This window comes from Ruegeria sp. D6 (genome assembly GCF_056534365.1).
This window is the reverse complement of sequence record NZ_JBQFPH010000002.1, coordinates 191,124-213,248: the sequence shown is the minus strand read 5'-3', so window position 1 is coordinate 213,248 and position 22,125 is coordinate 191,124. Positions and strand designations below refer to the sequence as shown.

Here is a 22,125-nt window from a genome sequence, read left to right as displayed (position 1 = left end):
AGTGATTTCTCGCGCTGCCGCTGATGAGTTGGCGCTTGGGGCAAATGATTCGTTTCTAACTGTTCTTTTCGCCCCTTTATCGGGCGCAGTAACGCCGAACCGGTGTCCGCACGATAACTGGCTTGACCATCCGGCGAAATGTCGAAAGGGTCGCGAAAAATCTGAACCCGAGGCAGGAATGGCCAAATCTCCCCCGCCCTTTGCCCCTTTCGAATGGAAAATCGCCTGGCGATACCTCCGTGCCCGTAGGGCCGAAGGGGGCGTTAGCGTGATGACCTGGATCTCGCTGATCGGGATTACGCTCGCTGTGTTCGCTCTGATCGCGACGCTGGCTGTTCGGTCCGGATTCCGGTCAGAATTCGTGGGCACTATTCTTGGGGCCAACGCACATGTCACAGTGTATTCCGCCGGAGAAATCGATGCGCAGGGGCGGCTAGACCGCACCATCACGGAATTCGATGGAATGGCCGAGCGGATCGCGCAGGTGCCGGGGGTCGAACGGGCAGCACCGCTTGTCAAAGGTCAGGTGCTGATCACCAATGCGGACCGCAGTTCAGGCGTGCAGGTCTTTGGCATTCGTCCCGACGATCTGGCCGGGTTGCCCGGTATTGCAGAAAGCGAAGAGGCCTATGGTGACCTGTCACGGTTCCCGGACGGCATCGCCATCGGCTCGGGGGTGGCGCGGGCCATCGGGGCGACGGTGGGGGATCGGGTCAAACTGACCTCGCCCAACGGTGTCAAAACCGCATTTGGCACATCTCCCCGCGTGAACGCTTATGAGGTGGTCTATGTCTTTTCTGCCGGGCGCTATGACATCGACCGCACGCGCGTCTACATGCCGTTTGCCGAGGCGCAAAGCTTCTTCAACCGTGAAGGCGTGGCGGACGAGATCGAAGTGATGGTCGAGCGCCCCGAAGAGTTGACCCCGATCCTGATTCCGATCCTTGAGGCCGCAGGTGAGCGCAGCCAGATCTGGACTTGGCAGGATGCCTCTGGAGGATTCCTGCGGGCGCTGGAGGTCGAAGACAATGTGATGTTCATCATCCTGTCGATCCTCGTGCTGATTGCAGCAATGAACATCGTCTCGGGGTTGATCATGCTGGTGAAGAACAAAGGGCGCGACATCGGTATCTTACGCACCATCGGGCTCAGCGAAGGATCAGTGCTGCGGGTGTTCTTCATTTGCGGGGCCTTTACGGGAATCATCGGAACAGCGATGGGCGTCGTACTGGGCTGCCTCTTCGCTATCTATATCGATCCGATTTTTTCCTTCGTGAACTACGTCATGGGTGGCGGCGTCTGGGACCCGTCCATTCGCGGCATCTACGCATTGCCCGCCGAATTGCACCTGTCTGACGTCATGAAAGCGATAGGGCTGTCACTTGGCCTGTCTTTCCTTGTCACCTATTTCCCGGCTCGTCGCGCAGCGCGGCTGAACCCGGTTGAGGCGCTGCGCTATGAGTGATGTGACTTTAAGGCTCAGCGGTCTGACCAAGACCTATCTGCAAGGCACCCCAGGAGAGGTGCAGGTTCTGCGCGGTGCCGATCTGGAGCTGCGCGCGGGTGAGGCTGTGGCATTGGTTGCGCCATCCGGGGCGGGCAAGTCGACCCTGCTGCATATCGCGGGCCTGCTGGATATCCCGGATACCGGCGAAGTCGAAGTCGCAGGGCAGGGCGCGACGGGCAAAGGGGATCGCACGCGCACAGCGATCCGTCGGCGCGATGTTGGCTTCGTCTATCAGTTCCACCATCTGTTGCCTGAGTTTACGGCGCTGGAGAACATCGTGTTGCCGCAACTGGCAAACGGTGCTTCCGAGAAAGCAGCGCAAGCCCGTGCGATGCAGTTGCTTGATCGCGTTGGCGTCGCTCCGCGCGCAGATCACCGGCCAGCAGCCTTGTCGGGCGGAGAGCAACAGCGCGTGGCCTTCTGCCGGGCACTGGCAAATCAGCCACGTGTGCTGCTGGCGGATGAGCCAACCGGCAATCTGGACCCCGATACCTCGGATCAGGTGTTTGCGGCCCTTATGGCGCTGGTGCGGGATGAAGGGCTTTCGGCGCTGATCGCGACGCATAACCTTGATCTGGCGGCGCGGATGGACCGGATGTTGCGGCTGGAAGGGGGCGTGCTCAGGCCAGCTGAGTGATGGCGACCCCGATTGCCATTACTGCAATGCCTCCTGCCCGCATGAATGTCAGCGGCGTAACCTGAGCGCCGAACAGACCGAAATGGTCAATCGCAGCTGTGCTGATCAACTGGCCGAGCAAGACGAAAAACACCGCATTGCCCACGCCAAAATGTGGGGCCACATGGGTGATTGATAGCACATAGAAGGCGATTAATACGCCGCCCAGCAGCAGATGTTTGGGGGCTTGGGTGAGTTTGGCAAAGGCATCGGATCCACCGAGTAACAACAGCGCCAGCGCTGAAGCGACAAAGGCGATCGCGAACAGGACGACGGCGGCCGCATTGGGTGAGCCGATCAACCTGCCCAAGGCTGCATTCAGCGCGGCGAGGATGGGAACGCCGATCCCGGCGGCCAGCATGATGGCTGCGTATTGTGTCATTGCCTTTTGTCCCTGCGCCTATTTCGTTGATCTGGATCATTGCGTCAGCGCGACCTCCCGGCAAGTCTCGAATTGCAAGGCAGGAGGGAGAAAAGTGATGATCCGATCAATACTTGGCGCGGGCGCGCTGACTGTACTTACCATGATACCACAGGCCTCTTCAGCTCAGGACGTGGAGACCGGGGCCGAGCTGTATCAGCACTATTGCGCTACCTGTCATGGACTGGATGCAACAGGGCATGGGCCAATGGCCGGGGTGCTGGTGATCCAGCCGACAAACCTGAGAACGCTGGCCGATGCAAATGGTGTATTTCCGACAGCGCGCGTCGTAGCGCGGATTGACGGGCGCGAACCGTTGGTTAGCCATGGCAGCCCGATGCCGGTTTATGGCCCCTATTTCGAAGGTAACGACACCGCGATCAAAACGCCGGAAGGGCAGCCAATCCTGACCAGCAAGCCAATCGTGGATCTAGTGGCTTACCTGAAGACCCTGCAAGTAAACTAACAAGCTCAGCGACAGATACCATTAATCTCTGCGCCCGCCCAGGGTATCAGGACGGAGCTTTCGCGCCTGCTACCGGGCAATTTCGAGACTTCGAATTGGGCGCTTAGCATATCGTGCAGACGCTTGGTTCGAGGTGCGTCGGGGTCGAGCGCCCGGCAGCAAACATATTCCTCGACGATGGCGCCCTGCTGTTCGTAGCCATAGGCCAGAAAATCGGGCGAAGTATCAAGGTCGAACAGGTAAGGATCGTCCTTCCGGCCATGCTCTGCCGCAGCGCGGAACGGGTGATAACCAGTTGTCTTGCGATTTTGCCACTGCCAGACATGGGTTAATTCATGCGCAAGCAACATTGCCCCGATCAGGTTCACCTGATCGGGGTACTGGCTCATGTAGTCGTCCAGATACCAGTCCTTCGTGAAGTATACATGATTGAACAGCGCAACGCCCGCGGGTTTGCCGGTCACGGTTTCCTCTTTGACAGGTGGTAAGATTCGTTCACGGCAGGCAACCCGAGGGCGGGCTTTGCGGGTAAATGTAACCGCTGCGACGGGGGCACCCTCTACCAATCGCACACGATCCAGATTCAATGTGTCTCCGTGGATTTTACTGACAAATGCGCGCTCGTGATCGGTTAGAGGTCGACCACAGGCTACAAATAGAAACAGCAATGAAATCAACAGGGGGCGGATCATGGCATTGAGCCTAATGCGGCAGCTCGGCGCTGCAAGTCGTTTTCAAAGGCTCATCGCCAGAACCCGGCTGATTTCCGTCAGCGATCGCCCGGATTGTCCCATCCATGTATTGAACGCGGCCTGCACCGCGGCCATTGCTTTTTTGGAGGTTGCAGGTTTGTCGATAACGCCCTCAGCGATCAGACGAGCTGTTACATCTTGGGACAGAATAAAGCTGTCCCGACCGGCAAATCGCATAGCATACTGCGCCGAAGCACCGCCAAGCCGCGATCCGCGCTTGGCGAGCATCTGTAGCAAACCGACATAATCCTGTGATGGCCACCCGCCCAGAATTTGCCCGACGCCACCTTCCGCGCGGAGTTCTAGCAGAAACGCGGCATTGTCGCGCACTGTGGCAATCTTAGTTCCGTTGCGGACAATGCGGGTGTCCTGCAGCAGTGCGTCGAATTTCTCGTCATCCATGAATGCGCAGCGTCCAATGTCGAAGCCGTCAAATGCCGTTTCGAATCCGTCCCACTTCGATTCGATCACTTTCCAGTTAAACCCTGCCTGGAACACGGTTTTCGTAATAATCGATAACCAGCGATCATCTGACATCGCCACCAATTCGGCGATTGGTTTAGGCTTGCTTAGCTTGCTTTCCAGTTCGGCGGGGCCGCCGTGGCGATCAGCCGATATCTGGTAGATCTTTTCAAAGTGACGCATCTCCCAGACCCTCCCTTATCCAGATGCTGCCTTATTAAGAAGATTTGACAAGGCAAATCAGATCTTGAGATGAAGCGCGTGTTTTATATTGACTAGTCAATCAATATCTTTGACGGTTCCGAACTGACGGTGTTAAGTGTGTGTATTGCCGAGTGGAGCAGCAGGGATGGGTTGTGTTTTCACGCTTGATGAAGCGCGTCGGACCCGGAACAACTGTTCCCTTTCCTTTTTCGGCTAAACTTGTGCATGTTGCGAAATGTGCTGTGACCACAAATGATCCTGGGCGGGCTCGATATCGCCATGGGGCAAACGTAAAAAACAGGGAGTTGTTGTTATGAAAAAGCTAAGCGTGAGCTTTTTGGCTATCGCAGTGGCCGGGGCGGCCCATGCCGCAGATATGGGCGCGGTCGATGAACCGATCAAGCTGGCGATCAACGAATGGACCGGTCAACATGTGACCACCCATGTGGCGGGTGAGATGCTGAAGGCTGCCGGTTATAACGTAGAATACGTGACCGCCGGGATGATGAATCAGTTCCAGGCGTTGGCCGATGGGGACATTGACGCGACATTGGAAATCTGGTCGTCCAACGTGTCCGACGAATATGCCAAGAAGATCGACGAAGGCACCGTTGTTGAAATCGGCGATCTGGGGCTTGATGCCAAGGAAGGCATTGCCTACCCGGCACATGTGGCGGAGCTCTGCCCGGGCCTGCCTGCGTGGGAAGCGCTGAAAGAGTGTGCGCAAGTTTTTGCTACGGCTGAAACTCTGCCCGGTGGCCGTCTGGTCGATTACCCAGCGGATTGGGGTACGCCCGGCGCGGATCGTATGACCGGTCTTGAATTGCCGTTCAAAGCGGTCCCCGCGGGTTCCGAGGGCGCTTTGATCGCCGAATTGCGCGCCTCGACCGAGCGCAAGTCGCCGTTGCTGATCACCTTCTGGCAGCCACATTGGGCGATGTCGGCATATGACGTACAGTTTGTCGAACTGCCTGCAGGCGAAGAGGCGTGCTTTAACGATCCGTCTTGGGGCCCGAACCCCAACGCAGTGAATGATTGCGATTTCTCGCCGTCACGTATCTTCAAGGCCGGTTGGAGCGGCATGGCAGACAAGTGGCCCGCTGCCTATGAAATCCTGACTAACTATCAGCTTTCGGTCGAAGACCAGCAGCCAATGATGGGGGCGATCGACGTAGATGGTGGCGCGGTCGAAGAAGTCGTCGCGGCTTGGATGGCCGAGAATGAAGACAAATGGCGCCCCGTCGTTGACGCGGCAACGCAGTGAGTCCGCTTAAGTGACTGAAGCGAATACGCCAGCCATCGCCTGCCAGAATCTCTGGCAGGTGTTTGGCCAAGGTGCCGACAAAGCTCTGACCGACGCGCTGTCTCGGTCAGGGAGTGACGCTGACAAAGCCGCCGCCGATTTGCGCGAACTGGGGTTTATCCCTGCTGTTCAGGATGCCAATTTCGAGGTCAAAGAAGGCGAGCTTTTTGTCATCATGGGTCTGTCCGGCTCGGGCAAATCAACGCTGATTCGTTGCATTTCGCAACTTCTGCCCGGTACGGGCGGCGAGATCCGTGTGGATGGCGAGAATGTCATCGGCGCATCGAAGAAGACCCTGACTGAACTAAGGCGCAAGAAGCTGGGCATGGTTTTCCAGCATTTTGGCCTGTTCCCTCATATGACCGTGGCCGAAAACGTGGCTTATCCGCTGCGTGTGCAAGGCGTCGGTAAAAAGGAACGTTTGGCGCGTGCGCAGGAAGTAATCTCGCTGGTCGGCTTGGAAGGCCGCGAAGATAGCTTTCCCCGGCAGCTTTCGGGTGGTCAACGCCAACGCGTAGGGATCGCGCGCAGCCTTGCGGTGAATCCCGATATCTGGTTTCTGGACGAGCCGTTCTCGGCCCTTGATCCTTTGATCCGCCGCCAGCTGCAGGATGAATTCCTACGCATCCAGGCGACGTTGAAGAAATCCATCGTCTTTATCACTCACGACATTCAAGAGGCGCTGAAACTGGCCGACCGCATCGCCATCATGCGCGATGGCAAGATCGTTCAGATCGGCACGCCGACGGATATCGTGCTGCGTCCGGTAGACGACTACGTGCGCGAATTTTCTAAGGACGTGGCCAAAGGCCAGCATGCTAAGGTTGCTTCGGTCATGCGTGATGATGCTGAGCGTGGGCCGGATGATCCGGGCCTGACCACATCCATGACGCTCGACGCGGCGCTCGCACATTGCATGGAGCTGTATGAACCCGTGCCCGTCCGCGATGCAGACGGCAATATTGTCGGTACGGTTCATCCGTCCGATCTCGCCGCAGCTTTGCAGGTGGATGAAGCATGACCGCTGTGACGGATATCCCCGCGCGGCAGGCCCGCCTGACGGCTGGGACGCAGGCCGCGCTGATTGCCCTTGTCGTTGGCGCGGTTTGCCTTGCGCTGGAAGGCGTCGCCCCATGGCTGGTCACATGGCCCAAAGAATGGGAACTGCCTGCAACGCAATGGGTTGGTGCGTTTCTCGACTGGTTTCTGAATGGCATTAAACCGGCGATGCGGTTGTTTTCGGACCTGATGACTTATCCGATGAATGCTGCAAACTACGTGCTTGGCAGCACGCCCTGGCCGATCTTGATTGGGGTCGTCACTGCGCTGGGTTGGTATCTGGGCGGTCTGCCGATGGCGGCGCTGGGGTTCTTTGGCCTCAGCTTCGTTCTGGCTTCAGGCTATTGGGCCGAGAGCATGAATACGCTGGCCCTTGTCGCCGTATCTGTCCCCGTGGCGCTGATTATGGGCGGGGCTATCGGTATTCTTGCCAATGAAGTGCCACGTGTGAAGGCCTTTGTTCAGGCCGTGCTCGATATCATGCAGACGGTGCCGACCTTTGCCTATCTGACGCCGCTGCTGCTTCTGTTTGGCTTCGGTCCGGTGGTTGGCCTGATCGCCTCGGCCATCTACGCCGCGCCACCTATGGCTCGCAACGTTATGCTGGGGCTGGAACGGGTAGAGCCCGAAATCAAAGAAGCTGCGATCATGTCCGGTGGGACGCGCTGGCAGCAGCTCTTTCAGGTCGAAATTCCTGCTGCCACGACTCAGATCATGGTTGGTGTGAACCAATGCCTCATGGCCGCGCTGTCGATGGTGATCATCGCCGCCGTCATCGGCGGCTTCAACGACATCGGCTGGGAAGTTCTGTTAACCATGCGCAAGGCGCAGTTCGGTGAATCCCTCATGGCCGGTTTGGTCATCGTTGTCTTCGCAGTGATCATCGACCGGATGAGCGGCACTTTGGCGACCGAGCGCAAGCGATATGACAGCCGCGTTGTCTGGGCGATGCTGGGCTTTGCAGTGCTGTTTACCGCTGCCTTCTGGTCCCGGTTGCCGAACCCGTCTGACCTTACAGTTCTGGACCCGATGGCCGAGGCGATTGACACCGGCCTGACCTCATTTACGCAGGCTAACGGGCCTTGGCTGGACGCACTCAAGAACAACTCTCTGTTCTATGTGTTGTTGCCCTTGCGGATCGGTCTGGACCAGGCTGTACTACCGTTCACCTGGGGGTTCCAGTGGACCCCGAGCATGAGCTGGGGTCTGTTCGCCGCCGGTGCGGCTATCGCTCTGCTGATGGCATGGCGCGGGCATCTGACCGGCGGTCTGATCGTTCTAATCCTGATCGGAATGCTGGAAACCGGCATATCAAACCTGCCTTGGCCGTTTGTCCTGACGGGCGCGGCTGCGCTGGGTTGGGTCGCGGGTGGCTGGCGTCTTGCGGCGCTGTCGGTTGGGCTGCTGTGTACCATCCTCGTTTCAGGCCTGTGGGAGCGGGCACTCCTGTCGCTCTACCTCAGCGGTGCCGCAGTGTTTTCCTGCGCAGTGGTCGGAGGGCTGATCGGTCTTGCCAGCGCAGTTTGGGGCCCGGTCTGGAAAGTGGTTCGCCCGATCTGTGATATGCTGCAGACGATCCCACTGTTTGTGTTCCTGATCCCGGTTCTGATGGTGTTTCAGATCGGTGAGTTCTCGGCCTTCCTGGCGATCTGCGCCTACGCCATCGTCCCGATGATCCGCTACACGCGACACGGGCTGGTCAACACACCCGAGGAAATGATGGAAGCCGCAATCTCCAGCGGCGCGACCGAGTGGCAGATCATGCGCGACGTCCGCGCGCCCTATGCCGCACCGACCATCCTACTGGGGCTGAACCAGACCATCCTCTATGCCTTCGCCATGCTGGTGATAGCGGCACTGATCGGGACAACCGGTCTGGGCCAGTCGATTTATCTGGCGCTGGGGCAGGCGGATGTGGGGCTTGGCATCTCGGCCGGTGCCGCCATGGCGATTTTAGCACTGATCGCTGATCGTATGGTGCAGGGTTTTGCCGAGGAACGCCGCAAGGCGCTGGGCCTGTAAGACAGGGCAGGGGCGGGTAACCGCCCCTTTGCCCTCACTTGATTTCGGACAAAGACCAGCGCGCTGTCACGGCCTAAACCGGGCGCAACACGTTCGGAGATTACGATGACTGGTTGGGGCCTCTTCCTCGCAGCACTTGCCACATTCCTTCTTAGCCACATGATTCCAGCACGCCCCGCAGTGCGCGGCTGGCTGATCGGTACGATGGGAAAGCGCGCATATTTCGCCAGCTATTCAATGATTTCGCTAGCAGTTTTGGCCTGGTTGATCATCGCCGCCGCAAACGCACCCTATGTCGAAGTGATCCCGCCGCTTCCAATCTTTCGCTGGGTGCCTTTGCTGATCATGCCTATTGTCTGCTGGTTGGCCATTGCGGGCCTGTCGATCCGGAACCCGTTCTCATTCGGAGGGCTGGGGCACCGTCCGTTCGATCCCGAAAACCCTGGAATCCTGCGCACGACGCGTCATCCGATACTTGTGGCGTTGATGCTATGGGCTTTGGCACATCTGTTGGCCAATGGAAGCCTGTCGCATGTCATCTTGTTCGGCTTGTTTGCTGGATTTGCGGTGATGGGCATGGCGCTCATTGATCACCGCACCGCGCGCAATTTGGGGACGGAATGGGTACGCCTTTCCCGCAATACCGCGCGCCTGTCACTCAGCGCGCCCCGCCCTTGGCCCAGCCTTTGGGTCTGGTTGATTGCTATGGCTTCTTACGCGGTTCTCCTCCACCTGCACGCATCTGTGATCGGGCTTTCTCCATTGCCTTAATGGATGAAGGTGGTCGGACAAGCCGGCGCGTGCTATCTGAAACGTCATCGACTGAAATCTGAGGTCCAAAAAATGCATCTGGCCTATGTAACGACAACCGATCGCGGTGCGACTGACCGCCTGCTTAGCGAATTTGCGGATGGTCTTGTGCTGGTCGGAACACCGATTGCCGGGGTTGTGCAGACCAACACCGAATGTGCCGACGGATATAAATGCGATATGGATCTGAAAGTCTTGCCGACCGGGGAAACCATTCGCATCTCACAATCTCTTGGCAAGAACGCTCGGGGTTGCCGTCTGGATCCGGCTGAATTGGAACGGGCCGTCGGCCTCGTGACGCGGTCGCTTGAGGATGGCCCTCAATTGCTGATCATCAACAAGTTCGGAAAGCACGAGGCGGACGGGCGGGGTTTTCGCCCAATTATCGCCGACGCACTAGAGCGTGAGATTCCCGTCTTGGTGGGCGTCAATAAATTGAACATTGAAAAGTTTCAGGAATTCGCCGGCGGCATAGCCGAGGCGCTTGGCCCCGATGTCAGCAGCCTGACTGAGTGGTTTGACAAAATATCCCAAACTGACGTTCAACCCGCCGCGGCATCAGGCGGCTGAAGCCCAGGCATCCATCTGCTGAGCTGCGCGCATTGTTTCTCGCGCGCCCAACTGCCGCAAAAATGGTGGACTTGAGCCCACACATCGGGTCTAGCTTCGGTCAAAGTTGCAATCCGGCGGCCAGATATCCTGGGCGAGTGCCGACGAAATGGGCTTATCCATGATCGAAGATCAGTGCGTCTCAGATGAGCGATCTCTGGAAGCCGCTTGCGGGGTCGATGACCCGGCAGCGAAGCAATCCCGTCTCGATGGGTTGATGTCGACAGATCGCTTCTGGTTAAGCATAGTCACGGCTTACTTTCTGCTTCATGTCGTATTGCGAGTTGCAACCGGCGGCGCGCTTGGTCTGGATGAGGCTGAGATACTTCTTGATGCGCGCCGCTTGGAATGGGGCTACGGCCCGCAACTGCCACTTTACGCCTGGCTGCAATGGGGCATCTTTCAGATAACCGGTCCCGGCATATTAGGGCTGTCACTGCTGAAGAACGGGATGCTGCTGGCGACGGTTGTCACGCTGTACCTGACCATACGAACCCGTCATGCGCCACTGTGGGCAGGGCTGTCGGTCCTGTCACTTCTGATGCTCTATCAGTTTAGTTGGGAGGCGCAACGCGCGCTGACGCATACCGTTCTGGCCAATCTCTGCTCGGTTCTGACCTTCGCGGTGATTTGGGGGCTAATTCGCAAACCGACGACTTGGGGATTCGTCTTGCTGGGCGTAGTCGTGGCAATGGGAAGTTTGTCAAAATACAACTATGCGATCGCGCTGCTGGCCATGTTGCTGGCGGCTTTCAGTGCATCTGAGACGCGCAAGCCTCTCTGGTCGCCTCGACTGCTGCTTTCGTTGGGTGTCGCCGCATTGCTTGTCACACCACCGGTGCTATGGGTTCTGAACAATCCCGAACACGCATTTGCAAGCGCGCGCAAGTTGGACATGAGCAGCGATGGCCCAACCACATTGATCGCGCTGCAAGGCTTGGTTGAGTTGGCCTTGGCGTCGGCTGGGTTTGTATCGCTCTTGCTGATCGTACTGGGCGTCCTTTGGTCGATCTATCTCAGGCAAGGGGTGGCCGCCAAAGGTGATGATCTGAGGCGATTGATGACGCGTACTCTGGTCTGGGCGTTGTTACTTATGGCGGCTGTAGTGCTTGTGAGCGGAAGCACCAACGTAAAGGATCGCTGGCTGCAACCGATATTGATTTATGCCGGTCCCGTACTGTGTTTGTGGCTACTACCCAGAACAGGTCGTAAAGGCGTAAGGCGATTTGCCCAGGTCAGCGCCGTTCTGGCGGTGTTTATTGGACTGGCGATGCTGCATCACAATCTGGCAGGGGATGCCAAACGCGCGGCCCCTTTCGCTACTTTGACCTCTGAGATAATCGCGCAAACAACGCCCGAAAGTGCAATTGTTGCTGACAATTGGATTTCCGGAAACATGGCCTATTTTGCGCCCGATCATCCTGTTTACAGCGATCGGGACCCGCGCGCGCCAAATGCTGCTCTTCGGGTTTGGGAATCGGCTCGAAATGTCCCGAAGGACGTCGACCCAGCACAGGTGAAAATCTTGGTTGCGCCATACCGCTTTGACAACAACGAAGAGATGACGCTGTCATTTGGACCTGTGTCGCAATAGCGCGGGGACCATGGAAGTTGACATCGAACGTTGCTATCACCCAGATATCGGCCTGAACGAATGGCTCAATTTTTTCGGTGAGTAAGTGGTGGGCGACCCTGGAATCGAACCAGGCGTGCGTCTCCGCGAGGGAGTTACAGTCCCCTGCCACACCTTGCGGCCTGTCGCCCACTGTCAGGCGTTGCACCTGACGTGGAGGCGTGATTACTAGCGCGTCTAAAGGGCGTCAACAGGAAAATACCGCTTTGACGCAGGAAACCGAATTCCCGGCCCGGAGGCCCGTATCATGAAGAAACCAAAGTGGGTCGTTGAGAAGGAACAGGCGCGCAAAGCGGCTGCGGCAGAAACCGTCTGGCTGTTCGGTTTACACGCCGTACGCGACGCGCTGATGAACCCGAAACGGCAGAAGCTGCGCCTGATTGTGACGCGCAATGCCCGCGACAAACTGCTGGAAGCTATTGAATTTGCGGAGATTGTACCCGAGATGGTTGATCCGCGTAAATTTACCGCACCGATTGATCCGGGATCGGTTCATCAGGGCGCGGCACTTGAGGTCAAGCCGCTGGAATGGGGTGGGCTTGCCGAAAATTGTATCGGGCAGGAAAACCCACGTGTGCTTCTGCTGGACCGGGTGACAGACCCACATAACGTCGGGGCGATTCTACGCTCGGCAGAAGTGCTGGGCGCCAGCGCCGTCATTGGCACCCGCCACCATTCAGCGCCCGAGACCGGCGCTTTGGCAAAAACTGCCAGCGGCGCGTTGGAACGACAACCCTATCTACGCGTGCGCAATTTGGCCGATACGATCATCGAGCTGCAGAACATGGGGTATTTAGTCCTGGGTCTGGATGGTGAGGCCGAGCAGACGATAGAAGCCACGCTGGGCGACAAGCGTGATCGCCCGGTGGCGCTGGTGCTGGGGGCCGAGGGGCCCGGGTTGCGGCAGAAAACCAAAGAAACCGTCGATCAATTGGTAAAAATTGACGCGGCGGGGGGATTTGGTTCTCTAAACGTCTCAAATGCCGCGGCTATCGCACTATATGCATCCAAACCCAGATGACAGGAGGCCCCCATATCCACTCCACATAAAATTGCCACCTGCTGCTATTGCGGTACCCGTGCCGCATTGGTTCTTCGGGGAAAGCAACAGCACGAGCTGAGTTGCGCAAGCTGCGGCGCACCCCTGCATAATCTCAAGATGGTGCCAAAAGCCAAACTGGCAGATCGGCCGATCAAAAGTTACCAGCCGGCACAGAAGCACAAAAAATACAAAAAGAAGAAAAAGCGGGGCCTGTTCTCAAAGGTGTTGGACGAAGCCTGGGACGTGATCGAAGACGTTTTCGATTAACAACCGCACGCCCGTTCACATCGGCGTCATGGGGGTTTCAGATACGGTTTGAAATATGCATCTTGAAGCCCTCTAACCGCAATCCAGTGAATCACCTATGTTGTCTCGACGTTCCTTCTTGATCAGTCTCTCTTGTACCCCGTTTGCCTCTGTCGTCGGTGCGCAGGAAATGCCCATGTTCTACGTGGACGATGGGATGGCGGTCTCAGGCTATGATGCGGTTTCTTATTTCAAGGCTGGAGCACCAGAGTTGGGTCAGCCCGACATAGCGCTGATGTGGAAGGGTGCGATCTGGCGGTTTGCGTCAGAGGAAAATCGCGATCGATTTGAACGCAATCCGCGCGCCTATGCCCCGCAGTTTGGTGGTTACTGCGCCTATGCGATGGCGAAAGGTCTGCTAAGCAGTACCGATCCCATGGCATGGCAGATTGTGGATGGGCGGTTATATCTGACCCACTCGGAAGCGATCGAACGTATCTGGGAACGCGATGTCACCAATTACATCCGCGAGGCCGAGGGGCATTGGCCTGCGGTTCTTTACCAATAAAGCCTATTGCTCTTGGCTTAAGATCGGCGCGCGGCTTATGTAACGAGCCGTTCTGACCATGATCGCCGAAGGAAATGCGCACGGTTTCATTCGGCGGCATTCCGCCTTTTGTGATGTGTCATCACAAAAATGCGCGCGACCTCTTTTTTTTAGAAAACTCATGCTTAAATGTCACAGTGACCGCGGAATGGAACTGCCGCGGGTCATTTCACTGTCCCTCGTTCCAACAACTGGCGCTCAGGAGTTTCCTGGGCGCTTTTTTCTTTGCATGCGCTTGCTTATGGTGTGCTCATGAATGACTACTCCGACGATGTTCTGACCCAAATCCTTAGGCGCACCAAAGTGGTTGCGGTGGTTGGGGTTTCAATGAACCCGGTGCGGCCCAGCTATTACGTGGCGCGGTATCTGTCGCTCAAGGGATATCGGGTGATTCCGGTCAATCCGGGCCATGCAGGCAAGATGCTGTTTGGCCAGACGGTGCAGGCTTCGCTGTCCGATATTCCCGAGCCCGTCGATATGGTTGACATCTTTCGCCGCTCCGAGGCCGTGCCACCCATTGTCGACGAGGCGCTGGATGCGTTTCCCGACTTGCGCACCATCTGGATGCAGATCGGAGTTGAACATGCCGAGGCCGCTGCTAAAGCGCAGGCCCGCAATATCGACGTAGTCATGAACCGCTGCCCCAAGATCGAATATCAGCGCTTGTTTGGCGAACTGCGTATGGGTGGGTTTGCGACTGGAGTGATTTCGTCCAAGCTGTGACGGCCCTGACGTTTGTGTCTACGTCCCGGCCTGAATTGAACAGAAATGGTGCATTTGTTGAGGGGGAGGTCCAATTGACCTATACCCATTCAGCAAACCAATAAGACAGGACCATGCGGAATGATTGCTTATGTGACTGTTGGTGTTGACGATATCACGCGTGCCGAGCGGTTTTATTCGGCGTTCCTGCCCGCCCTTGGTTATGCGTTGGAGCGGTATCACGGAGACTTGAGCTATGCGCTGCCAGTGCCGCCGGGGCAATCCCCGGTTCAGCCCGAGTTCTATGTAAAATCACCCTTTGATGGAGGCGCGGCTTCGGCTGGCAACGGGTCCATGGTGGCGTTTGAGGCGCGCACCCAACAGCAGGTTCGCGACCTTCACGCCGCTGCGCTTGCCGCAGGCGGGTCTGACGAAGGCCAGCCGGGCTTTCGCGCCTCGTATGGTCCGAATTTCTATGTCGGCTATCTGCGCGATCCTCAGGGCAACAAAATCGCGCTGTTTTCCAGCAATCCAAACGAGCCTGGGCGCGACGGGTAACGCTTTCGTCGGGTCGCTGTGGCGCTTCGATCGCTGCCCGCAGAAGCTCAGTCTAACAGGCTGGATGCTTGTTCCTGTCGCCGCTTTTCCAGAACCACTTCGCGTGGAACCCACTCGTAACGGGTGTCCTCAACCAGGGGCGACCAGAATAGCACTCCGCCATAGCGCCAGGGATCCAAGACGACGCCTTCGTACATGCTCTCTCCCTTGCGGCTGATAATGGCAGTGCTGTGGTCGATGCGGAACGGGTTATCCGCGTTGGCGATGGCGCGGTGCATTTCCAGAGTGCGGAACTGCTCCTGATCCAGTCGCCGCTCAATATCTTCAGCCCAGTGCCAGCACAGACCACGCGGACGCAGACCCTTGTTGACCTTGGCGTTATGGATAAGCGGAGGGTCGGTGATCTCGTATTCCTGCGCCAGTTGCGCAGTATAGGCATAGGCGATGCGGGCGGCGCGGGTGGCCTCTTCCGGGTCGATATCGGGGCCGAGGCTTTGGATTTCAGCCGCCAGCCGCTGGACCTCATCTCCGGAAGACGGGGGAGGGGTGGCACAGGCGGCGAGGGTGGCAAGCGCTGCCGCGAACACCAAAGCTCTGATCATCTGCGCGTCCTTTGCCTCAATGCACCCGAAGCCGAAGTATAGCGGGCCGGGTCATCGCACGAAACCCGCTTAGTCTTTTGGTCGGGATGCCTTTTCCGTGATGCCGCTGGTGCCCTGTCGACGGGCCAGTTCGCCCAGCACATCATCCAGCGCAACATCGCGCGCAGCCAGCATCACTAGCAGGTGATAAAGCACATCAGCCGCCTCGGAGGTCAGTTTTCCCCTGTCCCCTTTGGCGGCTTCGATGATTGCTTCAATGGCTTCTTCGCCGAATTTCTCGGCACATTTCTCGGGACCTTTGGCCAACAGCTTGGCGGTCCAGCTGCTGTCTGGATCTGCCCCTTTACGGGCCTCAATCGTAGCCGCCAGATCGTGCAAAATACTCATGTCAGCCTCATCGGAATGCCAGCGGCGGCCATATGCTCTTTGGCCTCGTGGATGCTGTATTCGCCGAAATGGAAGATCGAGGCGGCAAGCACCGCGCTGGCCCCACCTTTGGTCACACCTTCGACAAGATGGTCCAGATTGCCCACGCCCCCGCTGGCGATGACCGGCACTTCCACCGCGTCACTGATCGCTCGGGTCAGGGGCAGGTTGAACCCGGCCTTGGTGCCATCGCGATCCATCGAGGTCAGCAGGATTTCCCCCGCGCCCTTGGCGACGACGGTTTTGGCAAATTCAACGGCGTCGATGCCTGTTGGTTTGCGTCCGCCATGGGTGAAAATCTCCCACTTGCCGGGGCTGACCGTCTTGGCGTCAATGGCACAGACAATGCATTGGCTGCCGAACTGATCCGCTGCTTCGGCGATGACGTCCGGATTCGCGACGGCGGCCGAGTTAAAGCTGACCTTATCAGCCCCCGCCAGCAACAGGGCCCGCACGTCATCTTTGGTGCGCACGCCACCACCTACAGTCAGAGGCACAAAGCACTGCTCTGCCGTGCGTTGGACCACATCGAACATCGTGCCGCGGTTCTCATGCGTCGCATGGATGTCCAGAAAGCAGATCTCATCCGCTCCGGCGGCGTCGTATGCCTTGGCCGATTCCACGGGGTCACCAGCATCGCGCAGGCCAACGAAATTCACACCTTTGACCACACGGCCATCGGCGACATCCAAACAGGGAATGATGCGGGTTTTCAGCATGGGCTTTCCTTTGCTCGGGGCACCTGTACCGGCAAAGCCCCGCCGATGCCAGACTTGTGATTGTGATCTGTCGCGAAGCCATGGAAATTAGGGGTGAAATTTATGAAAAGGATTACGCAGATGCGACAACTTCTTTTGGCTTCAATTCTCACATTCGGAGGCGCCCTGTCCGCCATGGCTGACGACATCATCAAAGTGGAAACCAACAAATCCGTGGCCGAGGCGCTGGACGCGCTGGAAGCCGCCGTGGGCAATGCGGGCGCTACCGTGTTTGCCCGCGTGGATCACGCGGCGGGGGCGGAAAAGGTCGGAACGCCGATCCCGGCCAATCAGGTGCTGATTTTCGGCAACCCGGCTCTGGGCACTCCCGCCATGCAGATCGACCCGCGCGCGGGGCTGTTCTTGCCGCTGAAGGTGCAGGCCTACGAAGACGCAAACGGACAGGTCTGGCTGGCTTATGAAGATCCGAAAGAGACGATGGACGAGCTCGACGAAGTCGAGAAATCCCCCGTCATCGAAAAGATGCGCGGCGCTTTGGCGAAACTGACGGCCGCCGCTGCTCAATAACTCAGTTCAGGGCGCGAATGGCCTCTTTTAGGTCAATCGCGCCATCATATAGCGCGCGGCCAGAGATCGCGCCGTTCAACTCGACGCCACAATCGCGCAGGGCGATCAGGTCGTCCAGTGAGCTGACGCCGCCCGAGGCAATCACCGGAATCGAAACCGCCTGAGCGAGCGCCGCCGTGGCTTCGATATTCGGACCCTGCATCGCACCGTCGCGGTTGATGTCTGTATAGATGATCGCTGCCACGCCAGCGTCCTCGAAACTGTGCGCCAGATCGGTGACCTGTACGTCGGTCTCTTCGGCCCAGCCCTTGGTGGCAACCATGCCGTTTCGTGCATCTATACCGACGGCTACCTTGCCCGGGAAGGCTTTGGCAGCTTCGCGCACCAGATCAGGGTTTTCGACTGCGACGGTGCCCAGAATCACCCGTGCCAGACCTTTTTCGATCCAGGTCTCGATTGTGGCCATGTCCCGGATACCACCACCCAACTGAGCGGGCACGTCACAGGCTTTCAGAATTGCCTCAACGGGTGCCGCATTAACAGGCTCCCCGGCAAAAGCACCGTTCAGATCAACCAGATGCAGCCACTCGCAACCAGCCTCGACAAAGGCGCGGGCCTGCGCAGCAGGGTCTTCGTTAAAGACCGTCGCCTTATCCATTTCACCACGCAGCAGGCGCACGGCGTTGCCGTCTTTCAGATCGATGGCGGGGTAGAGGATCATGTCGGGCGGCCCTATATCACTGTTACACGCGCGGGATATCGCACAGGCAGGGCAGGGGCGCAACGCGACGCTAAGTCATTCTTGCCCGGTGCCGAACGGCAGGTCAGACTGACCGGAAAGACAGGGAGATAACCATGAAGACATATTCTCTTGCAGCGGTCTTCGCTGCGATGGCCACCACCGCCTTTGCAGCCGATCCGGTAGACGGGCTGTGGAAGACCGCTCCGGGTGACACGGGCGGCTATTTGCATGTGTCGATTTCGGAATGTGGCAGCGCCATCTGCGGCACTATCGACAGCGCATTTGATGCCCAAGGTAACCAACAGCTGGAGTACGAAAACCTTGGCAAGCAGATCATCTGGGACATGATCCCCGAGGGCAACGGCAGCTATGACGACGGCAAAATCTGGGCCCCGGATCGCGACAAAACCTATAGCTCGAAAATGACGCTGGACAGCCAGAACAAGCTGACCGTCAAGGGGTGTGCCGTGGGTGGTCTGGTCTGCCGGGGGCAGGTCTGGACGCGGGTGCAGTAAACCTCAGGGCTTCCAGGTTAGGAAATTGCCGATCATACGCAGGCCGACGTCCTGGCTTTTCTCAGGGTGGAACTGCATCCCAACCATCGTGTCGCGGCCAATCACGGCCGTGACCTCTTGCCCGTAGTCCACATAGGCCAACCGTTGCGCCGGATCTATCACCCGGAAGTGGTAGGAGTGCACAAAATAGGCGTGATCGCCTGATTTTATCCCGTCAAAGACCGGATGGTCGCTTTCCAGAATCAGATCGTTCCAGCCCATATGTGGCACCTTGAGCGCGCTGTCCGAGGGCTCGATCTTCACAACATCACCTGCGACCCAGCCCAGACCATCGGTCGCGGAGTATTCATGGCCCTTGGTCGCCATCAGCTGCATTCCGACGCAGATGCCCAAAAACGGGCGGCCTTTCTGCTCAACGGCTTCTACCATAGCGTCATAGATGCCTTTGTGGCCGCGCAACTCGGCGGCGCATGCCGGGAAAGCGCCATCACCGGGCAGAACCAATCGATCAGCCCGCGCGACAACATCTGTATCCGATGTCACGACGACCTCGCCCGCATCCAGTTCGCGGGCCATCCGTTGAAACGCCTTCTCCGCCGAGTGCAGGTTACCGCTCTCGTAGTCAATGATGGCTGTCAGCATCTACAGCGCGCCCTTAGTCGAGGGAATCGCATCTGCCTTGCGCGGATCGGTCTCGACCGCATCACGCAAAGCACGGGCAACGGCCTTGAAGGCGGCCTCGGCAATGTGGTGGCTGTTGAAACCATGCAACTGATCGATATGCAGGGTGATCCCGCCATGGGTGCTGAGCGCCTGAAAGAACTCGCGCACCAGTTCGGTGTCGAATGTGCCAATCTTTTGCGTCGGTAGATCCACGTTCCAGATCAAGAACGGACGGCTCGAGAGATCCAGCGCACAACGCACCTGTGCGTCATCCATCGGCAGGTGGCATTCTCCGTACCGACGAATACCTTTCTTATCCCCTAGCGCCTGCGTCAGTGCCTGACCCAGCGCAATCCCGGTGTCTTCGACCGTGTGGTGGTCGTCGATGTGGTAATCACCCTTGGCACGGATCGTCATGTTGATCAGCGAATGCCGCGCCAATTGATCCAGCATGTGGTCAAAGAACCCGACGCCGGTCTGGTTGTCATACTGGCCGGTGCCGTCCAGATTGACCTCGACCGAAATCTCGGTTTCGGCGGTCTGACGGCTGATCTTAGCGCTGCGCATGGGCGAATTCCTTTTGCTACAGGCGCGCTTATAGACCCGGATGGGCGACCTATCCAGACCGCTTTAAGCCTTCGTTGCAAACTGTTGCAGGGGATTGCACCCGGACGCGGCCCGTGCCAGCCTGCGGGCAACACGAACCAACAAGGCCCGGCCCATGTCCACCTGCGTTTTCATCCAGATCCGTTGCAAACCCGGTACCACCTACAAAGTCGCCGAAGAGATCGCGCTGCGTGAAATCCATTCCGAACTGTATTCCACAAGCGGCGAATACGACCTGCTGCTGAAGCTCTACATCCCCGAAACCGAGGATGTGGGCCATTTCATCAACGAAAACCTGCTGGTGATTCCCAATATCGAACGCTCGCTGACCACGATGACGTTCAAGGCGTTCTAGCCCAGTTCAAACGTCGTGATGCCATATATCCGGTCAAGGTCGATGTCTGGCGCGTGACTGGAATACATGCGCCCCGTTTCAAATACCTTGGTCAGCCCCAACTGTTTGGCCAATTCCATGGCTTGTGCGTTTGGATTAGGCTTGTCGATGAATACCTCGGCCTTTGCCTGATCGGCGGGTAGCGTCGTCAGAAGGGAAACCAAAAGCGCCTGCGCGATTTGTGGATTGTTGGCAAACAGAGGCCCGACCTTGTACCCGCTCAGGCAGCGCCGCAACGTTGCATAGCCTTTGATCCGCCCATTTTCCTCAAACACCCGCGAAACGTGGCTGGGTGCCTCCAACCAGCCGCGCAAGAACGTGTCGCGCGCGGCGGGGAACAGGCCTCGGTCATACGACTTTAGATCATCGGTTAGTGCGTTGATTGGACGAACCCGAGTGTCCTCCACGCGACCCAGGGCATCCAGGATGCCGCCGACGGTGCCCGCGAATCGATAATTGTCATACGCCAGTTCAAAACCGAATTTCCGATAGTTGTCCTGCTGTTCGACCACACCATCCATGCCCATGTTACGATCCTGGCAATGTGCCTTGACCGCTTCGGCGACCTGCAATCCGTATCCCGAGCCGCGAAACTCGGGACGCACGATGTAGAAGCCAAGAAATGCGTAGGCATCATCGTAGTTCACGGCGGATGCGGACGCGATCATCTGGCCGTCCAGGAAACCGCCCTTGAATCCTTCGGGGTCCGAACTGCGAAAACAGACCGCGTCGTGCAGCCCGGGGTTCCAGCCTTCCTGTCCCGCCCAATCTACAGCGGTTTGAAGTTCGTCTGCTGTTAAGGCGCGAATGACGTAATCGGGCATATCCGCATCTCCGTCGTAATTTCATGTGCAGCAAAGATGCCGCAGCAATCGCGAAAGAACCAGCATGTTCGGAGAGTTTGGTATCTGGAGCGGGCGAGGCGATTCGAACGCCCGACCCTAACCTTGGCAAGGTTATGCTCTACCCCTGAGCTACGCCCGCATCAGATACTTATATGGTCCGTAGACCTCTCAATGGAGCGGGCGAGGCGATTCGAACGCCCGACCCTAACCTTGGCAAGGTTATGCTCTACCCCTGAGCTACGCCCGCGCCGTTGAGTGAGGAGGGATGTATAAATTCCCACACGAGGCTGCAAGCGGAAAAACACAAAAAACGGCAAAAATCTTTCGACGGAAATTCGGGGCTGCGGTGTTCAAGAGATATAGCAATGAACGAAATAAGGGATTGGGCAGAGGAAATGAAAGATATTGCAGACATTAAAATGGCGGCATTGGCGGCGCTGATTGTTCTTACCACCGTGATCTACAGTCAGAGCGATCAAACACTGGCAGAGGCGCAGCCTAGCCTCCCGCATGCTCCTTTGATCGAGACACAGGTTTTGACGGGCTAAACGTTCTCATACAGCCAGAACAAGATTCGCCATGGCCGCCAGCAATATGGCCGTAAAGGTCAGACCCATTCCGATCTGGCGCAGGATGATGATCTGTGGGGTCTTGCCAAAACCATAAGCGTGCAGAAGCCTGCCCGCCAAAAGTAACATCCCCAGCAGGTTCACAAGCCAGTCGCCAGCATCTTGCAGTTCGACCATGGCGATAAGCAGCAAAGCAAAGGGAGCGTATTCGGCGCAGTTCGCATGCGTTCGCATTGCCTTGATCATGGCCTTGTCGCCATGATCCCCGACCGATATTTTGCCCACCCGGCGTTGCCGAATGACATTCACGCTGAGTGCGACGTACAGAAATGCGATCAACGCGGCGTAGATCGGGGTGATGGTCAGCATGCGGCCTCCTGATGTTGAAAGGGCCGCCC

29 protein-coding genes and 3 tRNA genes are annotated in these 22,125 nt (G+C 57.8%); 18 read left to right on the top strand and 14 right to left on the bottom strand.

Annotated elements, in window-relative coordinates; all coding sequences use genetic code 11:
- The first annotated feature begins 178 nt into the window (after nucleotides 1–178).
- Complete coding sequence (locus ACR0A1_RS08510) at nucleotides 179–1,465, top strand: lipoprotein-releasing ABC transporter permease subunit (RefSeq protein ID WP_170594717.1); 1,287 nt, start codon at nucleotides 179–181, stop codon at nucleotides 1,463–1,465.
- Nucleotides 1,458–2,144: an ABC transporter ATP-binding protein gene (locus ACR0A1_RS08505; protein WP_170392116.1), complete on the top strand. Its 687-nt coding sequence runs from the start codon at nucleotides 1,458–1,460 to the stop codon at nucleotides 2,142–2,144. Before ACR0A1_RS08510 ends, ACR0A1_RS08505 begins: the two co-directional genes overlap by 8 nt.
- Here the strand turns inward: ACR0A1_RS08505 and ACR0A1_RS08500 are convergent.
- Nucleotides 2,128–2,565: a DMT family transporter gene (locus ACR0A1_RS08500; RefSeq protein WP_170818768.1), complete on the bottom strand. Its 438-nt coding sequence runs from the start codon at nucleotides 2,563–2,565 to the stop codon at nucleotides 2,128–2,130. The genes ACR0A1_RS08505 and ACR0A1_RS08500 overlap by 17 nt on opposite strands.
- A gap of 97 nt (nucleotides 2,566–2,662) precedes the next feature.
- Here ACR0A1_RS08500 and ACR0A1_RS08495 point away from each other — a divergent pair, with 97 nt between their 5' ends.
- Entirely contained in the window at nucleotides 2,663–3,070 is a 408-nt protein-coding gene (locus ACR0A1_RS08495) for a c-type cytochrome (RefSeq protein WP_170392112.1), read from the top strand.
- Nucleotides 3,071–3,075: 5 nt separating this feature from the next.
- Here ACR0A1_RS08495 and ACR0A1_RS08490 read toward each other — a convergent pair whose 3' ends face one another.
- Nucleotides 3,076–3,762, bottom strand: a complete 687-nt coding sequence (locus ACR0A1_RS08490) for a hypothetical protein (protein ID WP_223116794.1) — start codon at nucleotides 3,760–3,762, stop codon at nucleotides 3,076–3,078.
- A 42-nt stretch (nucleotides 3,763–3,804) separates the two neighbouring features.
- Nucleotides 3,805–4,467: a DNA-3-methyladenine glycosylase I gene (locus ACR0A1_RS08485; RefSeq protein ID WP_170512305.1), complete on the bottom strand. Its 663-nt coding sequence runs from the start codon at nucleotides 4,465–4,467 to the stop codon at nucleotides 3,805–3,807.
- A 334-nt stretch (nucleotides 4,468–4,801) separates the two neighbouring features.
- Between ACR0A1_RS08485 and ACR0A1_RS08480 the strand changes: the two genes are divergently transcribed.
- From ACR0A1_RS08480 to ACR0A1_RS08455, 6 genes are all read left to right on the top strand, one after another.
- Entirely contained in the window at nucleotides 4,802–5,752 is a 951-nt protein-coding gene (locus tag ACR0A1_RS08480; protein WP_170392106.1) for an ABC transporter substrate-binding protein, read from the top strand.
- 10 nt (nucleotides 5,753–5,762) lie between these two features.
- Entirely contained in the window at nucleotides 5,763–6,812 is a 1,050-nt protein-coding gene (locus ACR0A1_RS08475) for a betaine/proline/choline family ABC transporter ATP-binding protein (RefSeq protein WP_170401466.1), read from the top strand.
- Nucleotides 6,809–8,872, top strand: coding sequence for an ABC transporter permease (locus ACR0A1_RS08470; protein ID WP_480867065.1), 2,064 nt, complete (start codon nucleotides 6,809–6,811; stop codon nucleotides 8,870–8,872). The genes ACR0A1_RS08475 and ACR0A1_RS08470 overlap by 4 nt, the downstream gene beginning before the upstream one ends.
- A gap of 105 nt (nucleotides 8,873–8,977) precedes the next feature.
- On the top strand, nucleotides 8,978–9,643 hold the full coding sequence (locus tag ACR0A1_RS08465) for an NnrU family protein (protein ID WP_480867063.1): 666 nt from the start codon (nucleotides 8,978–8,980) through the stop codon (nucleotides 9,641–9,643).
- A 72-nt stretch (nucleotides 9,644–9,715) separates the two neighbouring features.
- Entirely contained in the window at nucleotides 9,716–10,252 is a 537-nt protein-coding gene (locus tag ACR0A1_RS08460) for a DUF2478 domain-containing protein (RefSeq protein ID WP_170625269.1), read from the top strand.
- A 160-nt stretch (nucleotides 10,253–10,412) separates the two neighbouring features.
- The gene (locus tag ACR0A1_RS08455) at nucleotides 10,413–11,885 is read left to right on the top strand and encodes a glycosyltransferase family 39 protein (protein ID WP_170465084.1); all 1,473 of its coding nucleotides are present in this window, start codon (nucleotides 10,413–10,415) and stop codon (nucleotides 11,883–11,885) included.
- Between the two features lie 86 nt (nucleotides 11,886–11,971).
- On the opposite strand, the gene ACR0A1_RS08450 is transcribed toward ACR0A1_RS08455, so the two are convergent.
- Nucleotides 11,972–12,055 (bottom strand) — tRNA-Tyr (locus ACR0A1_RS08450).
- Between the two features lie 116 nt (nucleotides 12,056–12,171).
- On the opposite strand from ACR0A1_RS08450, the gene rlmB reads away from it, so the two are divergent.
- From rlmB to ACR0A1_RS08425, 5 genes are all read left to right on the top strand, one after another.
- Nucleotides 12,172–12,945, top strand: a complete 774-nt coding sequence (gene rlmB, locus ACR0A1_RS08445; RefSeq protein ID WP_170392093.1) for a 23S rRNA (guanosine(2251)-2'-O)-methyltransferase RlmB — start codon at nucleotides 12,172–12,174, stop codon at nucleotides 12,943–12,945.
- Between the two features lie 12 nt (nucleotides 12,946–12,957).
- The gene (locus tag ACR0A1_RS08440; protein ID WP_255612144.1) at nucleotides 12,958–13,233 is read left to right on the top strand and encodes a hypothetical protein; all 276 of its coding nucleotides are present in this window, start codon (nucleotides 12,958–12,960) and stop codon (nucleotides 13,231–13,233) included.
- A gap of 175 nt (nucleotides 13,234–13,408) precedes the next feature.
- Nucleotides 13,409–13,780, top strand: a complete 372-nt coding sequence (locus ACR0A1_RS08435; protein ID WP_255611718.1) for a YHS domain-containing (seleno)protein — start codon at nucleotides 13,409–13,411, stop codon at nucleotides 13,778–13,780.
- Nucleotides 13,781–14,071: 291 nt separating this feature from the next.
- Nucleotides 14,072–14,542: a CoA-binding protein gene (locus ACR0A1_RS08430; protein WP_480867060.1), complete on the top strand. Its 471-nt coding sequence runs from the start codon at nucleotides 14,072–14,074 to the stop codon at nucleotides 14,540–14,542.
- Nucleotides 14,543–14,662: 120 nt separating this feature from the next.
- Nucleotides 14,663–15,079, top strand: coding sequence for a VOC family protein (locus tag ACR0A1_RS08425; RefSeq protein WP_170392087.1), 417 nt, complete (start codon nucleotides 14,663–14,665; stop codon nucleotides 15,077–15,079).
- Nucleotides 15,080–15,126: 47 nt separating this feature from the next.
- On the opposite strand, the gene ACR0A1_RS08420 is transcribed toward ACR0A1_RS08425, so the two are convergent.
- From ACR0A1_RS08420 to hisF, 3 genes are all read right to left on the bottom strand, one after another.
- Nucleotides 15,127–15,681 (bottom strand): hypothetical protein, encoded by a 555-nt coding sequence (locus tag ACR0A1_RS08420; protein WP_170563819.1) that lies wholly within the window; start codon nucleotides 15,679–15,681, stop codon nucleotides 15,127–15,129.
- A 69-nt stretch (nucleotides 15,682–15,750) separates the two neighbouring features.
- The gene (locus ACR0A1_RS08415; RefSeq protein WP_170392083.1) at nucleotides 15,751–16,068 is read right to left on the bottom strand and encodes a phosphoribosyl-ATP diphosphatase; all 318 of its coding nucleotides are present in this window, start codon (nucleotides 16,066–16,068) and stop codon (nucleotides 15,751–15,753) included.
- Entirely contained in the window at nucleotides 16,065–16,826 is a 762-nt protein-coding gene (hisF, locus tag ACR0A1_RS08410; protein ID WP_170563816.1) for an imidazole glycerol phosphate synthase subunit HisF, read from the bottom strand. Before hisF ends, ACR0A1_RS08415 begins: the two co-directional genes overlap by 4 nt.
- A 120-nt stretch (nucleotides 16,827–16,946) precedes the next feature.
- Here hisF and ACR0A1_RS08405 point away from each other — a divergent pair, with 120 nt between their 5' ends.
- Nucleotides 16,947–17,393, top strand: coding sequence for a DUF302 domain-containing protein (locus ACR0A1_RS08405; protein WP_480439179.1), 447 nt, complete (start codon nucleotides 16,947–16,949; stop codon nucleotides 17,391–17,393).
- A 1-nt stretch (nucleotide 17,394) separates the two neighbouring features.
- Here the strand turns inward: ACR0A1_RS08405 and hisA are convergent, their stop codons facing one another.
- Nucleotides 17,395–18,114: a 1-(5-phosphoribosyl)-5-[(5-phosphoribosylamino)methylideneamino]imidazole-4-carboxamide isomerase gene (gene hisA, locus ACR0A1_RS08400; protein ID WP_170401433.1), complete on the bottom strand. Its 720-nt coding sequence runs from the start codon at nucleotides 18,112–18,114 to the stop codon at nucleotides 17,395–17,397.
- 134 nt (nucleotides 18,115–18,248) lie between these two features.
- Here hisA and ACR0A1_RS08395 point away from each other — a divergent pair, with 134 nt between their 5' ends.
- Nucleotides 18,249–18,650 carry a DUF2147 domain-containing protein gene (locus ACR0A1_RS08395; protein WP_170563813.1) on the top strand — a complete coding sequence of 134 codons (402 nt, stop codon included), beginning with the start codon at nucleotides 18,249–18,251 and terminating at the stop codon, nucleotides 18,648–18,650.
- A gap of 3 nt (nucleotides 18,651–18,653) precedes the next feature.
- Here ACR0A1_RS08395 and hisH read toward each other — a convergent pair whose 3' ends face one another.
- Both hisH and hisB read right to left on the bottom strand, forming a co-directional pair.
- Nucleotides 18,654–19,292: an imidazole glycerol phosphate synthase subunit HisH gene (gene hisH, locus ACR0A1_RS08390; protein WP_480867057.1), complete on the bottom strand. Its 639-nt coding sequence runs from the start codon at nucleotides 19,290–19,292 to the stop codon at nucleotides 18,654–18,656.
- Nucleotides 19,293–19,880, bottom strand: a complete 588-nt coding sequence (gene hisB, locus ACR0A1_RS08385) for an imidazoleglycerol-phosphate dehydratase HisB (protein ID WP_170563807.1) — start codon at nucleotides 19,878–19,880, stop codon at nucleotides 19,293–19,295.
- Between the two features lie 154 nt (nucleotides 19,881–20,034).
- Between hisB and ACR0A1_RS08380 the strand changes: the two genes are divergently transcribed.
- Nucleotides 20,035–20,274 carry an Lrp/AsnC family transcriptional regulator gene (locus ACR0A1_RS08380; protein ID WP_170325761.1) on the top strand — a complete coding sequence of 80 codons (240 nt, stop codon included), beginning with the start codon at nucleotides 20,035–20,037 and terminating at the stop codon, nucleotides 20,272–20,274.
- Here the strand turns inward: ACR0A1_RS08380 and ACR0A1_RS08375 are convergent.
- The 3 genes from ACR0A1_RS08375 to ACR0A1_RS08365 all read right to left on the bottom strand — a co-directional run bounded on the left by ACR0A1_RS08375 (nucleotide 20,271) and on the right by ACR0A1_RS08365 (nucleotide 21,405).
- On the bottom strand, nucleotides 20,271–21,137 hold the full coding sequence (locus ACR0A1_RS08375) for a GNAT family N-acetyltransferase (protein WP_170512318.1): 867 nt from the start codon (nucleotides 21,135–21,137) through the stop codon (nucleotides 20,271–20,273). The genes ACR0A1_RS08380 and ACR0A1_RS08375 overlap by 4 nt on opposite strands.
- 85 nt (nucleotides 21,138–21,222) lie before the next feature.
- Nucleotides 21,223–21,297, bottom strand: a tRNA-Gly gene (locus tag ACR0A1_RS08370).
- Nucleotides 21,298–21,330: 33 nt separating this feature from the next.
- Nucleotides 21,331–21,405 (bottom strand) — tRNA-Gly (locus tag ACR0A1_RS08365).
- A 118-nt stretch (nucleotides 21,406–21,523) separates the two neighbouring features.
- On the opposite strand from ACR0A1_RS08365, the gene ACR0A1_RS08360 reads away from it, so the two are divergent.
- The gene (locus ACR0A1_RS08360) at nucleotides 21,524–21,706 is read left to right on the top strand and encodes a hypothetical protein (RefSeq protein WP_480752436.1); all 183 of its coding nucleotides are present in this window, start codon (nucleotides 21,524–21,526) and stop codon (nucleotides 21,704–21,706) included.
- A 6-nt stretch (nucleotides 21,707–21,712) separates the two neighbouring features.
- Here ACR0A1_RS08360 and ACR0A1_RS08355 read toward each other — a convergent pair whose 3' ends face one another.
- On the bottom strand, nucleotides 21,713–22,096 hold the full coding sequence (locus tag ACR0A1_RS08355; protein ID WP_480867054.1) for an MAPEG family protein: 384 nt from the start codon (nucleotides 22,094–22,096) through the stop codon (nucleotides 21,713–21,715).
- Nucleotides 22,097–22,125: the final 29 nt, after the last annotated feature.

What these genes read in the sequence shown, in the direction of transcription:
- ACR0A1_RS08510 (WP_170594717.1), top strand. Translation starts at nt 179, where the DNA reads ATGGCCAAATCTCCCCCGCCCTTTGCCCCTTTCGAATGGAAAATCGCC.
- ACR0A1_RS08505 (WP_170392116.1), top strand. Translation starts at nt 1,458, where the DNA reads ATGAGTGATGTGACTTTAAGGCTCAGCGGTCTGACCAAGACCTATCTG.
- ACR0A1_RS08500 (WP_170818768.1), bottom strand. Translation starts at nt 2,565, where the DNA reads ATGACACAATACGCAGCCATCATGCTGGCCGCCGGGATCGGCGTTCCC.
- ACR0A1_RS08495 (WP_170392112.1), top strand. Translation starts at nt 2,663, where the DNA reads ATGATCCGATCAATACTTGGCGCGGGCGCGCTGACTGTACTTACCATG.
- ACR0A1_RS08490 (WP_223116794.1), bottom strand. Translation starts at nt 3,762, where the DNA reads ATGATCCGCCCCCTGTTGATTTCATTGCTGTTTCTATTTGTAGCCTGT.
- ACR0A1_RS08485 (WP_170512305.1), bottom strand. Translation starts at nt 4,467, where the DNA reads ATGCGTCACTTTGAAAAGATCTACCAGATATCGGCTGATCGCCACGGC.
- ACR0A1_RS08480 (WP_170392106.1), top strand. Translation starts at nt 4,802, where the DNA reads ATGAAAAAGCTAAGCGTGAGCTTTTTGGCTATCGCAGTGGCCGGGGCG.
- ACR0A1_RS08470 (WP_480867065.1), top strand. Translation starts at nt 6,809, where the DNA reads ATGACCGCTGTGACGGATATCCCCGCGCGGCAGGCCCGCCTGACGGCT.
- ACR0A1_RS08465 (WP_480867063.1), top strand. Translation starts at nt 8,978, where the DNA reads ATGACTGGTTGGGGCCTCTTCCTCGCAGCACTTGCCACATTCCTTCTT.
- ACR0A1_RS08460 (WP_170625269.1), top strand. Translation starts at nt 9,716, where the DNA reads ATGCATCTGGCCTATGTAACGACAACCGATCGCGGTGCGACTGACCGC.
- ACR0A1_RS08455 (WP_170465084.1), top strand. Translation starts at nt 10,413, where the DNA reads ATGATCGAAGATCAGTGCGTCTCAGATGAGCGATCTCTGGAAGCCGCT.
- rlmB (WP_170392093.1), top strand. Translation starts at nt 12,172, where the DNA reads ATGAAGAAACCAAAGTGGGTCGTTGAGAAGGAACAGGCGCGCAAAGCG.
- ACR0A1_RS08435 (WP_255611718.1), top strand. Translation starts at nt 13,409, where the DNA reads ATGTTCTACGTGGACGATGGGATGGCGGTCTCAGGCTATGATGCGGTT.
- ACR0A1_RS08430 (WP_480867060.1), top strand. Translation starts at nt 14,072, where the DNA reads ATGAATGACTACTCCGACGATGTTCTGACCCAAATCCTTAGGCGCACC.
- ACR0A1_RS08425 (WP_170392087.1), top strand. Translation starts at nt 14,663, where the DNA reads ATGATTGCTTATGTGACTGTTGGTGTTGACGATATCACGCGTGCCGAG.
- ACR0A1_RS08420 (WP_170563819.1), bottom strand. Translation starts at nt 15,681, where the DNA reads ATGATCAGAGCTTTGGTGTTCGCGGCAGCGCTTGCCACCCTCGCCGCC.
- ACR0A1_RS08415 (WP_170392083.1), bottom strand. Translation starts at nt 16,068, where the DNA reads ATGAGTATTTTGCACGATCTGGCGGCTACGATTGAGGCCCGTAAAGGG.
- hisF (WP_170563816.1), bottom strand. Translation starts at nt 16,826, where the DNA reads ATGCTGAAAACCCGCATCATTCCCTGTTTGGATGTCGCCGATGGCCGT.
- ACR0A1_RS08405 (WP_480439179.1), top strand. Translation starts at nt 16,947, where the DNA reads ATGCGACAACTTCTTTTGGCTTCAATTCTCACATTCGGAGGCGCCCTG.
- hisA (WP_170401433.1), bottom strand. Translation starts at nt 18,114, where the DNA reads ATGATCCTCTACCCCGCCATCGATCTGAAAGACGGCAACGCCGTGCGC.
- ACR0A1_RS08395 (WP_170563813.1), top strand. Translation starts at nt 18,249, where the DNA reads ATGAAGACATATTCTCTTGCAGCGGTCTTCGCTGCGATGGCCACCACC.
- hisH (WP_480867057.1), bottom strand. Translation starts at nt 19,292, where the DNA reads ATGCTGACAGCCATCATTGACTACGAGAGCGGTAACCTGCACTCGGCG.
- hisB (WP_170563807.1), bottom strand. Translation starts at nt 19,880, where the DNA reads ATGCGCAGCGCTAAGATCAGCCGTCAGACCGCCGAAACCGAGATTTCG.
- ACR0A1_RS08380 (WP_170325761.1), top strand. Translation starts at nt 20,035, where the DNA reads ATGTCCACCTGCGTTTTCATCCAGATCCGTTGCAAACCCGGTACCACC.
- ACR0A1_RS08375 (WP_170512318.1), bottom strand. Translation starts at nt 21,137, where the DNA reads ATGCCCGATTACGTCATTCGCGCCTTAACAGCAGACGAACTTCAAACC.
- ACR0A1_RS08360 (WP_480752436.1), top strand. Translation starts at nt 21,524, where the DNA reads ATGAACGAAATAAGGGATTGGGCAGAGGAAATGAAAGATATTGCAGAC.
- ACR0A1_RS08355 (WP_480867054.1), bottom strand. Translation starts at nt 22,096, where the DNA reads ATGCTGACCATCACCCCGATCTACGCCGCGTTGATCGCATTTCTGTAC.